This window comes from Oceanobacillus profundus, from assembly GCF_003515705.1.
GTDB classification, from domain to species: Bacteria; Bacillota; Bacilli; order Bacillales; family Amphibacillaceae; genus Oceanobacillus; species Oceanobacillus profundus.
Window position 1 is genome coordinate 401,138 of sequence record NZ_QWEH01000001.1, and the last position, 13,024, is coordinate 414,161.

9 protein-coding genes are annotated in these 13,024 nt (G+C 38.9%); 4 read left to right on the forward strand and 5 right to left on the reverse strand.

Annotated elements, in window-relative coordinates; genetic code table 11:
* Positions 1-4: 4 nt before the first annotated feature.
* Positions 5-346, reverse strand: a complete 342-nt coding sequence (locus tag D1B32_RS01875; protein WP_095307735.1) for a winged helix-turn-helix transcriptional regulator — start codon at positions 344-346, stop codon at positions 5-7.
* A 306-nt stretch (positions 347-652) separates the two neighbouring features.
* On the opposite strand from D1B32_RS01875, the gene D1B32_RS01880 reads away from it, so the two are divergent.
* A complete protein-coding gene (locus D1B32_RS01880) occupies positions 653-1,897 on the forward strand; it encodes an aminopeptidase (RefSeq protein ID WP_118888478.1) in 1,245 nt (414 codons plus the stop codon).
* A 183-nt stretch (positions 1,898-2,080) separates the two neighbouring features.
* On the opposite strand, the gene recQ is transcribed toward D1B32_RS01880, so the two are convergent.
* Together recQ and brnQ are read right to left on the reverse strand one after the other, a co-directional pair.
* Entirely contained in the window at positions 2,081-4,231 is a 2,151-nt protein-coding gene (gene recQ, locus D1B32_RS01885) for a DNA helicase RecQ (protein WP_118888479.1), read from the reverse strand.
* A gap of 298 nt (positions 4,232-4,529) precedes the next feature.
* Positions 4,530-5,813, reverse strand: coding sequence for a branched-chain amino acid transport system II carrier protein (gene brnQ, locus D1B32_RS01890; RefSeq protein ID WP_118888480.1), 1,284 nt, complete (start codon positions 5,811-5,813; stop codon positions 4,530-4,532).
* Positions 5,814-6,174: 361 nt separating this feature from the next.
* On the opposite strand from brnQ, the gene D1B32_RS01895 reads away from it, so the two are divergent.
* The gene (locus D1B32_RS01895) at positions 6,175-8,025 is read left to right on the forward strand and encodes a cation:proton antiporter (protein WP_095307741.1); all 1,851 of its coding nucleotides are present in this window, start codon (positions 6,175-6,177) and stop codon (positions 8,023-8,025) included.
* Positions 8,026-8,080: 55 nt separating this feature from the next.
* Here the strand turns inward: D1B32_RS01895 and D1B32_RS01900 are convergent, their stop codons facing one another.
* Entirely contained in the window at positions 8,081-8,263 is a 183-nt protein-coding gene (locus tag D1B32_RS01900) for an SE1832 family protein (protein WP_095307743.1), read from the reverse strand.
* Positions 8,264-8,572: 309 nt separating this feature from the next.
* Between D1B32_RS01900 and D1B32_RS01905 the strand changes: the two genes are divergently transcribed.
* Together D1B32_RS01905 and D1B32_RS01910 are read left to right on the forward strand one after the other, a co-directional pair.
* Complete coding sequence (locus tag D1B32_RS01905) at positions 8,573-10,315, forward strand: phospho-sugar mutase (RefSeq protein WP_095307744.1); 1,743 nt, start codon at positions 8,573-8,575, stop codon at positions 10,313-10,315.
* Between the two features lie 434 nt (positions 10,316-10,749).
* Positions 10,750-11,547: a MeeY/MeeF family manganese export membrane protein gene (locus D1B32_RS01910; RefSeq protein ID WP_095307745.1), complete on the forward strand. Its 798-nt coding sequence runs from the start codon at positions 10,750-10,752 to the stop codon at positions 11,545-11,547.
* A gap of 467 nt (positions 11,548-12,014) precedes the next feature.
* On the opposite strand, the gene D1B32_RS01915 is transcribed toward D1B32_RS01910, so the two are convergent.
* Entirely contained in the window at positions 12,015-12,998 is a 984-nt protein-coding gene (locus D1B32_RS01915) for a DUF4003 family protein (RefSeq protein WP_118888481.1), read from the reverse strand.
* Between the last annotated feature and the right edge of the window lie 26 nt (positions 12,999-13,024).

Sequence of the window (13,024 nt, forward strand, 5' to 3'; positions counted from 1 at the left end):
TTCATTAGTCTTTTAGCTTTTCAGTATCTTCTTCAACCTCATCAGGGCTAACATGGTCATCAGCCCAAGATTGAATTTCCTTAATTACTGGTTCTAAGTCTTTCCCTTTTTGAGAAAGAGAATATTCAATTCGAACAGGGAATTCAGAATAAATATTCCGCTCCACAATTCCTTCTTTTTCAAGTAGTTTTAGTCGATCGGACAGCAGCCTGCCGCTAATTGGCAAATCAGCTTCCATCTCGGAGAAGCGTTTTGTTCCCTTTAATAATTCAAATAAAATTAAACCAACCCAGCGTGTACTAAGGAGCCCCATCGCCTTTTCAAAACGTGGACATAATTTCTCCATTATGATCACCTCATTCCTATACGATCATTTCAATTTGCTTTATATTAAAACATTACAGTGATTACAAAAAGTAACTTCTATACTATTATAATATCATAAACTGCTAATACCGTAAATAGAACTGACCTCGCGTACTGTTACCGGTAGATAGGAATTTGAAAATGAAGAAGGTTATTTTGGCAATTTTCGGTTGATTATGGAATAATGACTATATGGTACATTCATCCCAGTAATAAAAGACATACTATTTAAAAAGTAATGACTTTTAGGTGAAGCCATTATCTGATAATCTTGGAGGTTTGAATTATGGTTAGTCAAAAAACACAAGAGAAATATGCAGAATTAGCATTACGCACAGGTGTTAATTTACAAAAAGGGCAAGCATTAATGATTAACGCACCACTTGAAGGAGCAGATTTTACAAAAATCGTTGCTCATAAGGCTTACGAATTAGGTGCGAAAGATGTTCATATTAACTGGGTCGATGACGAATTGACTTTATTAAAGTATGAAAACGCTCCAGATGAAGTTATTGAACATTTCCCGGAATGGCGAGTGAAGCTTCATGATACATTTGCAGAAGATGGAGCGGCGATATTACACATTCGTTCAACAAACCCTGATTTATTACAAAATATTGATCCATCACGTGTTGCTAAAGCAAACAAAGCTGCAGCAGAAGCAATGATTAATTTCCGTAACTATACAATGAACGACAAGATCCCTTGGTCTATCATTTCAATTCCATCAGGTGATTGGGCACAGAAAATTTTCCCTGATAAGTCAAAAGAGGATGCAGTGGAAAGCCTTTGGGAAGCTATTGTAAACATTGTGCGTGTAGATCAGGAAGATCCAATTGCGGCATGGGATAAGCATAATGCAACATTAAAAACAGCACGTCAGGTTTTGAATGAGAAAAACTACCAAAAACTGATTTTCAACGCACCTGGAACGGATCTGGAAATGGAGCTTCCACAAGGACATATTTGGAAAGGCGGATCTGCTGAAGCAGAAACAGGTGTTACATTTAATCCAAATATCCCAACAGAAGAAGTTTTCTCTATGCCGCATAAATATGGTGTCAATGGAACAGTAGCGAGCACCAAACCTCTTAACTACGGTGGTAGCTTAATCGATAATTTCAGCCTGACTTTTAAAGATGGTAAAGTTGTTGATTTTAAGGCGGAAAAAGGGGAAGAAGTACTAAAGCATCTGCTTGACTCGGATGAAGGAGCGCGCAGATTAGGAGAGATTGCATTAGTTCCAGATGAATCTCCAATATCCCAATCAGGATTAGTTTTCTACAACACATTATTTGATGAAAATGCATCTTGTCATATCGCTTTAGGAAAAGCATATCCAACGAACTTGGAAGGCGGTTCTAAAATGAGTGCAGAAGAACTTGATAAACATGGTGTCAATGATAGCTTAATCCACGTTGACTTTATGATTGGTTCTGAGGACATGAATATTGACGGTGTAAAAGCAGATGGAACAACAGAAGCAGTATTCCGCAATGGAACATGGGCTTTAAATGTAAAAGGTGAATAAATAATAAAAATCCAGCGCTCGCATAAGCGCTGGATTTTCACTTGTCCAGGAAAGTATCCCAATGCTATCGCTCGAACCTGCCATCTATCTATGACACCGTCCTACCAAATAAAGCACCATCTATCCATTCTATGACACCAATCTGCCAAATAAAGCACCAACAATTCACGTTACTACACTGACCTACATCAACTCATTCTTAACCAACACAGCTTTAATTTTCGTATAATCATATTCCTCTGGCAGCAATTCTTTCAACGGCTTTAGCTTTGGTTCCTCAAGCTTTTCATGAGCTGCAAGTACAACTTCTTCTTCGTGATTATTAAAAAATATCCCCCATGCTAGTGGATAGCCATCTTGGACAGCTTTAAAAATATGATTCTCAATCGTCATTTTAGAATAACCTCGAATAGTTGCGATATCTTTCAATGATTTCCCCGATTGGAACATCTGGTAGCTGATTAAGTGACTAGGTCGGTCATCTGCAGTTTTCTTTTCCTTCGGTTTCGCTGAGCTAGTATCTCCAATTCTAATTTTCTGTTTGACATCTGGATGTTCTGCACGCCAATCTTGAATAATTGCTAAAAATTCCTCGCCATACTGTTCGTATTTCTTTTCACCAATTCCTTTGATTTCAAGCATATCCTCTCTATCCGTAGGGAAATAACGGCTTAGCTCCTTTAATGTAACATCGGAGAAAAGGACATATGGCGGCACATTTTTATCGTCGGCGATTTGTTTTCGTAATGCACGTAATCTTGCAAATAGATCTTCATGGTAATCCGCATTCTCGTTCGTTGGAATTGGTGCAGTGAACATTTCAACAGGACGTTTTCCTTTTAAAACATCCACTGAATTTTGGTTCAACCGTAATGTTGGGTATTGCCCCTCCTCGGTTGCCAGTAGCTGTTCTGCAATCATGAAGTGTATCCGTTCCGTTAATTCCTTCTCTGTATACGCAGAAAGTATCCCATAGGTTGTAATTTGATCAAGGCGAAATTCGCGCAGCTTTTTATCTTTGGATCCCTTTAGAACCTTTGCTGTCATTCCGACACCAAAGCGCTCACCCATTCGCTTCACACAGGAAAGAATCATTTGTGCTTCTTCGGTAATGTCCATTTTTTCCTGGCGTTCGACACAGTTACTACAACGATTGCAGGATCCTTTTATTACCTTTTTATCAAAATAATCGAGTATAAATGACGTCAGACAGCCATGGGTATGACAGTAGTTAATCATTGCTTGCAATTTCCGGTATTCGTTCTGTTTCGATGCTTCATCCATTTGGGACTGCTCAATTAAAAACTTCTGCAGCTGCACATCCTGTGGAGAGAAGAGGAGAATACAATCACTTGGTTCTCCATCACGGCCTGCACGACCTGCTTCCTGATAATACGATTCAATGTTCATTGGCATTGCATAGTGAATGACGTAGCGAACATTCGATTTGTCGATCCCCATACCAAAAGCATTCGTGGCAATCATAATCGATTTCTCATCATGGATAAATGCAGCTTGTGCTTCCTTTCTTTCTTGTTCCGTTAAACCTGCGTGATATTTAGAAACAGAAATCCCGCGCTTCGTCAGTTGATCATATAATGCATCTGCTTGCTTTCGTGTGGCAGTATAAATAATACCGGATTCCTCCCGGTGCTCTTCTAAAAACGACCGAATGTAAGATTGCTTGTCCTTTCCTTTTACGAGATGAAAGGAGAGGTTTTCTCTTTCAAATCCGGTATTCACTACATGATCATCCGCTATATACAGCAATTCTTGAATGTCATGAATGACCTCTTCTGTAGCTGTTGCAGTTAATGCAACGAATACAGGAATGTTTGATAGCTTTTTCAAATTAGGAACGATTGAACGGTAGCTTGGTCTAAAGTCATGTCCCCATTGTGATATACAGTGGGCTTCATCAAATGCTACAAGTGCTAATGGGATACGTTTAATCACATTCACAAATGTCATAGATTCAAAGCGTTCTGGTGCCACATAAACAAACTTATAACGACGGTTTGCAACATCACGTAATCGGGCTTGTTGTTCTCCGGTAGAAAGGGAGCTGTTAATGTAGGTGGCAGGGATACCTAAAGCTTGTAGAGCATCCACTTGGTCTTTCATAAGAGAGATTAATGGGGAAATGATAATAGCGGTCCCGTCCATCGACATACCAGGGATTTGGTAGCACAGTGATTTACCACCACCGGTTGGCATCACAGCAAGGGTATTATGTAGTTGTAAAATATGATTTATTGTTTGTCCTTGCCCTGGACGAAATGTTTCGTAGCCAAAATAAGTTTGTAGAATTTTCTCTTCTTTTACTAGCGTCATTAGGGAGCCTCCTTTTCATAAAATGTAAGTGCTGCAAAGGTATGGCCTAAAGGCCGTTGAACAGAATCAAAAATTTACGGGCTGTCTTTACAACAAGGGGATGACACAAGGTCCTCCCTCGCGTTTCTATCTTTTTCACTCTTACAGCCCGTTAATCTGTGACAGATTTATTCTTATCCTAACATATTTTCGATTGGACTGTCAGTAGTAGAGCTGGAGATTACATGCCTTATCAAAGTCACTCGTACCCGTATCCATAGTCATCCCATCGCCCCTTAAAAAAGCTGAGCTTAACAGATCAACTCCTCCATTTGTCAACGAATAGTCCAATCAGGCCTCCGACAATTGCTGGAACAACCCACCCTAATCCTAAGGAGAAGAAAGGGAGAACCTCCATATATTTAGTCATCGCTTGCAGCTTGAATCCAAATGCGGTTAGTCCATCATATAGACTAAAGACAGCTGTTAGGAGAACTGCGCCGCGATAAACGGCTTTTGCGCCACCGAATAACCTATCTAAAAATGTAAGAAGAATGAGGACAATCGTTATTGGATAAATAAATACGAGCACTGGAACAGAGTAGTTAATAATTGTATTCAGTCCTTGGTTTGCAATTAGAAAGCTCAAAATTGTGACAGTTAAAATAACCCATTTATATGGGATCTTTGTCGTTTTTGAGAAAAATTCTCCGGAAGCTACGACAAGCCCAATGGATGTGGTGAAGCATGCTAATATAACGATACATCCAAGTAATAATGTTCCGAAATTACCAAAAATAATGCTCGCTGCACGGGATAAAATTTCTCCGCCATTTGTAAATTCCCCATTAATAGCCATCTTACTTCCGATCCAGCCAAGTGAGCTATAAACAACGATTAAGCTGATACCTGCAATTGCGCCAGCTTTCAAAGTAGATTTTACTAAGGCGTTTCGAGTTGTTATGCCTCTCTCTTTAAACGCATTTACAACGAGTATGCCAAATGCAAGAGCTGCAATCGCGTCCATCGTCAAATACCCTTCCATAAAACCTGTAAAAAAGGGTCCGTTTTGATATTTTTCAGTCGGAGTAGTTAAGGCAGTGTCTAAGGTGAGAAAACTGCCAATACTTAATCCAATAATAGCAATTAATAGAATTGGAGTAAGATACTGACCGATTTGATCCACCATTTTCGATGGATTGATGCTAAATAAAAAAACAAGTACAAAGAAAATAACTGTAAAAATAAATAATGGAATTGGTGAGCTCTCATTTGTAAATGGTTCAATACTCATTTCGTATGCAACTGTAGCTGCCCGGGGTATTCCAAAAAACGGGGCAATTGCCAGATAGATAATAGAAGTAAAGATCAAACCGAACAATGGGTGAACATGATCCGATAATTCCCTTGCATCATTTTTAACAAAAGAAATAGCAGTTACTGCAAGAATGGGTAGTCCAACTCCAGTAATAATAAAGCCAATTATTGCAGTCCAGTAAGCAGTTCCTGCGTCAATCCCTAATGTTGGTGGGTATATTAAATTGCCCGCTCCAAAGAATAAGGCAAAGAGCATAAAACCAATCGTGAATGTATCTTTATTCATAACATAAAGCCTCCGAGATATATGAGTAAATTAATTAATCTTCCTGATTTTGTCGTTGTATTTTGAAAATTCGTCTCATTATCAGATGATTTAAATAAATGTTTTTGCAAATTTTGCAACGAGAATCATCGTAACAAGACTGTTAGTACTTGTCAATGTTCGATGTCAATTGTTGTAGAGGACCAGTTTAGAAATGATTTTGTAAAACGTTTTATACATCTAACATATAACTTGCATTGACGATGCAACATTTTATAACCAGCATATATTTCCCATTATTTACTAAAAACGCTCAAATCATTTACATTTCATGGATACATCTATAAAATAACGTTTATAAAATTTGCTTAGGGGGGTTGAGATGGTTCCTTCATTGTTATTTGAAATCATGATCATTGGTTTACTTGGAATTGGATCACAATGGGTAGCGTGGCGTTATCGATTACCTGCGATTGTTGTAATGGCCATTACGGGATTATTAGTTGGTCCAATTTTTGGATTTATAAACCCTGAGGAAAGTTTTGGTCCGATGTACAGTCCGATTATTTCGGCGGCGGTTGCAATTATTCTCTTTGAAGGGAGCTTGAACCTAAGCTTTAGCGAGCTGCGTGGTGTAGGAAAATCGATTTTCCGAATATCAACAGTCGGCGCATTTATTGCCTGGATCCTTGGGTCTTTAACTGCTCACTATGTTGCAGGTCTTTCTTGGGCGGTAGCTTTTGTTATTGGTGGATTGTTTATTGTAACTGGTCCAACTGTCATTATGCCGTTGCTCAGACAGTCAAAATTAAAAGCAAGACCTGCTAAAGTTCTGAAATGGGAAGGAATTATCGTTGATCCAATTGGTGCATTACTTGCAGTCTTTGCTTTTGAAATCATCACATTTATTACGGCAATTGACCCTGATGGTACACAGCTTCTTATGTTTTTCGCAGCTTCCTTATTTGCGATTATTCTTGGTTGGGCGCTGGGACGTGGTCTTGGATGGATGTTTGAAACAGGACATATTCCTGAATTCCTAAAATCACCGGCAGTGGTTGTCGTTGTTATCTTTTGTTTTACAGCTGCAGATGAAGTCATGCATGAAACAGGGCTTTTATCTGTGACAGCAATGGGAATAACACTAGCTAATATGGGGATTAGTTCAATCTCTGATATGCGCCATTTTAAAGAAAATATCTCTGTGCTGCTCATATCAACGATTTTTATTATGCTTACAGCTTCCTTGGAAATGGACACGATTCTGCATATATTCAGTCCAAATATTATTGGGTATGTTCTATTAATGATGTTTGCTGTTCGTCCATTGTCCATTTTTATAGCTACAATTGGTACAGGACTATCTTTTAATGAACGGGCACTTGTTGGTTGGATTGCTCCGCGTGGGATTGTTGCATTGACGGTATCAGGCTATTTTGCAACTGTTCTAGCTGACGCGGGATATGAGGATGCTTCCATTTTAACAACATTGACGTTTGCACTTGTTATCTTTACAGTTTTGGCCCATGGATTTTCCATTGGCTGGCTGGCGAAGAAATTAGATTTATCGATGACAGGCAATCCTGGTGTGCTGCTTGTTGGCAGTAATCCATTTACAATTGAATTATCCAAATCCTTAGCGAAGGTAAATGTACCAGCAATGATTATTGATTCATCCTGGGAACATTTAAGTATAGCAAGAAAGTCGGGCGTACCCTTTTATTATGGAAATATGCTCTCTGAACAAACGGAACATCATTTAGACACGATTCCGTATGAATACCTGCTTGCCGCGACTGATGACCGAGCATTTAACTCTTTAATCTGCACGACATTCCTGCCAGAATATGGCAGGACAAATGTGTTTAAGGCGAGTCCTTACAACCAGCTTGACAATGGCTATGCAAAAGGAGTCGTTTCCAAGGTAGGTGGAAGAATCTTATTCGATAAGAAATTTCCGCTCGAAATCTTGATTGGAAAAATTGAGAGTGGTTATGTATTCCGTCAAACAACATTGACAGAGCAATTCAACTTTGAAGCGTACAAAGCAGAAAAGGATCCTTCAACTATTTTCTTATATTTAATCAAGCCTTCAGGACAATTGAAGTTTTTCTCTGAGGAAATGCGTACTGTTCCTGCAATAGGTGACAAAATCGTTAGCTTAACTCCACCAACAAAGGAGCAAGCAAAAATTCAAGCAAAATTGGAAAGTAATCGAACGTTAAACGAGTAAAAAGGGAGGGAGGAGAGCGTAATGTGCTCTCCTCCCTATTACGTTCGCCTCTTGCTTACTCATCTATTTCGTCTAGCTGGCGGTTCACCTCAGCGATTTCACCCTCCAGCCGGATTAACTGTTCTTCAGCAGAGGATACTCTGCCTTTGACATATTCCAACTTGTCCATGTCACTCTGAATCCGAACATAATCGGATTTTAATTCATCCAGTTTTGCTAGCAGCTGTAGCTTTGTCATGAATCATCCCCCCTTTGATCTGATGTGTTTATTATAGCAAAAACAGCGACTGTATTTTTTATTTCGTTAATAAAAATGAATAGATTATAATCCCTTTGCGTAGAATGGTATAGCGTATTGAAAAAGATTTCCTCTGCTAATCATTGGGAAGTATGTGCAAAAGCTATTAATCTAATGATTTTTGGGAGAATTTCCTGTACAAGCTTTCTTCAAAAAATGACTTCCAGATATTATGATAAAGAGTTATAGTATAAAGCAGAAAAGTATGCTAAAATTTTGACATATATATAATGGTATGGGGGTAATGATGTGAGTAATTGGGAAGCAATCTTTCAAAAATGGGACTCATTTGAAGGTCTCGATAAGGATTTAAAAACAGAATTACATACAATTAAAGATAATAAGCATGCACTAGAAGACGCATTTTATAAAGAATTAACATTTGGTACCGGTGGTATGCGAGGTGTCCTTGGTGCCGGTGTTAATCGAATGAACATCTACACGGTTAGAAAAGCTGTTAATGGGCTTGCGAACTATTTATTAGCAAACCAAGTTAATGTCCGTGATAGAGGTGTTGTTATTGCCTATGATTCCAGAAATATGTCAAAAGAATTTGCAGTCGAATCGGCGAAGGTACTTGGTTCCTATGGAATTAAAACACATATTTTTGAATCGTTACGCCCAACACCACTTCTTTCTTTTGCTGTTCGCTATTTGCGAACTGTTGCAGGAATCATGATTACTGCAAGTCATAATCCTCCTGAGTATAACGGATTTAAAGTATACAATGAAACTGGTGCTCAAATTGTTCCAGAAGAGGCAAATCTAATCATTGAGTCAATTCAAAAGACGAAAGATGAGCTGACAGTGCCATTTTTAGAAAAGGAAGAACTAGAAGAAAAAGGTCTTCTAAATTGGCTGGGTTATGAAATTGATAATGCCTATTTGGAACGTTTGTATCATATGACGAAAATGAGCGAGGATGTCCATCAAAAAGAAAAAAACTTGCAGATTGTCTTCACCCCATTGCATGGAACGGCTTATAACCTTGTAACGAAAGGGCTTGAGCAACTTAATTTTCCGAAAGTAGCAATTGTGAAAGAGCAGGCAGAGCCAGATGCAATGTTCTCTACTGTTGCATCACCGAACCCGGAAGAGCATCAGGCATTTTCGCTGGCAATTGAACTTGGTAAAGAGACGGATGCAGATATTCTACTCGGTACGGACCCTGATGCAGATCGTTTAGGGGTAGCAGTTAAAAATAGTGCTGGTGAATACCAAGTATTAACAGGAAATCAGCTTGGGGCATTGTTGCTTGATTACATTTTATCCCATACAAATCCACAGGTCTACCAAAACCCACGTATGATTAAGACAGTTGTTTCAACAGAGCTTGGAAGAGCGATCGCAGAATCATATGATGTAAAAACGCTTGATACGTTGACAGGATTTAAATTTATTGGTGAGAAAATTAATCAATTTGACGCAACTGGTGAGACATTTATATTTGGATTTGAGGAAAGCTACGGTTACTTGATTAGCAGCTTTGCACGAGATAAAGACGCAGTTCAAGCTGCAATGATGGCAACTGAAATGGCTTATTATTGGAAGGAACAAGGAAAAACATTATTTGAGGCATTGGATGTTTTATTTGAGAGGCACGGTTATTTCTTGGAAGGAATGTCTTCCTTAACCTTAAAAGGGAAGGAAGGGTCGGAACAAATCGCTAACATTATGGATGCAATCCGCTCCAACCCACTAAAAGAGATTGCCGGAATAAAAGTTGAACAAGTAGAAAACTATTTAACGAGCGAACGTATGCTAATGGCAGAAGCAAGAAAAGAAACAATTGATTTGCCCCAGGAAAATATGATGAAATTTATTTTGGAGCAAAATGCATGGGTTTGCTTACGTCCATCTGGTACAGAGCCGAAAATCAAATGCTATTACGGTGTATGTGGTAAGGATAAAGAAGATAGTGAAGCAAAGCTAACTTCATTAAAAGAAACAATGGATCAGATTATTTCCGATATATTGGAAGGTAACGAATAATAAAGCTAGATTGGATAAGCTTTCTAAAAGTGAGATTGTTTATAAACAGATTAATATGGCATGTGACCTCTGTTCAAGGATAATACTGATTAACTTTCACTTTACTGGGAATTATAATTTTAGTGATATTCATAACATTGGTCAATGCTGTAAAGGTCAAAAGTCGTTGGTATAAAGCTGAGAAGCGCTTACGACTGCTAGTTGAACAATCTCCAGAGCGAAATTTGACATTTTGCGATAATTAGGGTTTAATATTAGTAACTTAATATTTCCTAAAGGGGAGTAGCTGTACAATTTAAGTCGTCATTACGAGATAATATCTCCGGCTTAATTGGCAATGAACGTTGTTAGCGAGACCTTTACCCATCGACAGGTAAAGGTCTCTTTTTGTGTGCTTTTCCTGTTGATGAGACTACATTTTAAGGAGAGAACACATGGGAACAGAATTGATTTTGGAATATTTATGGGTTTTAGTTGTTTTGATTGGTTTGGAGGGGCTTTTAGCTGCCGATAATGCATTAGTATTGGCTATTATGGTAAAGCATCTTCCGGAAAAACAACGCAAGCGAGCTTTGTTTTACGGATTGGCCGGGGCATTTGTTTTACGTTTTGGATCATTGTTTGTTATCTCGTTTCTTGTGGAGTTTTGGCAAGTTCAAGCATTAGGTGCTGCTTACCTGTTGATTATCGCCTTTCGGAATCTATATGGTAAATTTAGATCGAAATCCGAAGATGATAGTGAAAAAGGGAAAAAGGTTATTGAGCTTAATGAAAAAGGAGAGGCTTCTCCAAAGGAATTTTGGCTTACTGTTCTTAAAGTAGAGTTTGCTGACTTAGCATTCGCAGTCGATTCGATTCTTGCAGCAGTTGCACTAGCGGTAGCACTTCCAGCAACTGGACTAGGTACAATTGGGAGTCTTGATGCCGGACAATTCGCTGTCATATTCGCTGGTGGTGTGATTGGTCTAATCATCATGCGCTTTGCGGCTAACATTTTTGTTGGCTTACTCCATAAACGACCAGCTCTGGAAACGGCAGCATTTGTAATTGTAGGTTGGGTTGGTGTGAAGCTAGCGGTCTTGGTAATGGCACATCCTGATATTGCATGGATTCCATACGAATTCCCGCATTCCACAATATGGAAAACATCTTTCTATATTATACTTGTTTTAATTGCGGTTGTTGGTTGGTTTGCTTCTAGTCCGAAAAAAGAAAAAGAACAAGAAGCTTAAGAACAAAAGCGCAAGCGCCCGGTTAGCGACGTACGGACTGCGCCCCGAACTCTGGGGTGGTTCGATGAGTCGAACATTCCTACGGAGGAGATTCACTCCAAAGTATAAGATGAACTATGACTTTCGCCGTTATGGGCGAAAAGTCAAGTTCATCTAAAAGGAAACATGCCCCTTTAGGGGTATGCCGATGTTAGGCGTAGCCTGATTTTAGTCGGCCATCCTTTTACCTAGAGTCGATGTTAACTTTCACCACAAGGGTATAAGTGCGACTAGGCCTCATGTCTTAGCCAGTCGGCAAGTCTTCTTTATCGTACGGAGGTGAGGGGAGTCTCGCTAGTCACTGGGAGCTGGATGTGGCTGTTTCGGTAACTAATTTATCCATAACATTCAAATTTTGTAATTTCCTAGATAATGAACAAACACTCCACTTCTTTTTTGGGAAGTGGAGTGTTTTTCTCTCGAATTAATTAATTCGTGCTATTATTCGCTGCATTGGTGGCTGCAGTAGTTGAAGCGATTGTAGCGATCATAACTGCCTGTTGTGCCTGCAGGATGGATTCTAATGTCGTTTGAAGAGTTGTTGCTGCCAGGCTCTTATTGTCAATTTTTTCATTTACGTAGAAGGAAACTGCTGTAATCAGATTCATATCCTTTTGCCATCGAAAGCTTTTTTCATTATTTAATTGATCAAACATCTGTGAAATCCCATGCATCTGAAATTGTTCTTCTGGCAGTAAACTTAGCATGCCAATAATAGGATAATACATTGGTTTTGGTCTGATACCAGTATCTCTAAAGCTATCCATTATTGTCGTAGTCCGGCTAACTAAACGACCAGCAGACGTGTTTGTATCCAATGAAAGAATATGACTTAGAAACTGCAGGTCATTCCCTTTTCGAAAACCGTTTTTACTTAATGATTCATAGTATCTTTCCATTTGTTCAATAATGTCATTGTGGTTTTCATATGCGAGCAATACAGCAAGTGGGTAATCACTTGCACTTGTGAGGAAAGGATGCTCTTGTTTCATGCCATCATAGATTTCCTTTGCTCGGGCAATCATTTGCTCCTCGTTATTTCTGTAATCGATATGAGTCAGCAATGTGGATGCAGCCAAATACGTGTAGACACCACTACTGAATTTAGCTTTTCTTAATTTATCATATAAAATGAAAAGGTTATTAATTTGATTTTCAGGACGATCAAATTTTATATCGAGTGTTGCTGCAGTAGTAAATCGTGAAGTAGACTTCATTGGTGAGAAAAAGCCAGCTCTCGCTTTTATACGATCAGCAAGCTGCAGAAATGCATCAAAGCGGAATTCTTTCTTGCTCATCACATAGATAGAAGCAATCGCCATTAAAGTCCGGCTATCGGATACCTTCCATTTCATTGCAGCGTATAGTTCGTTATAAACCGTTTTGTATTGGTTAATTTTTTCTGAATCCATCGATCATCCCGCCTTTCTTTTAAGGG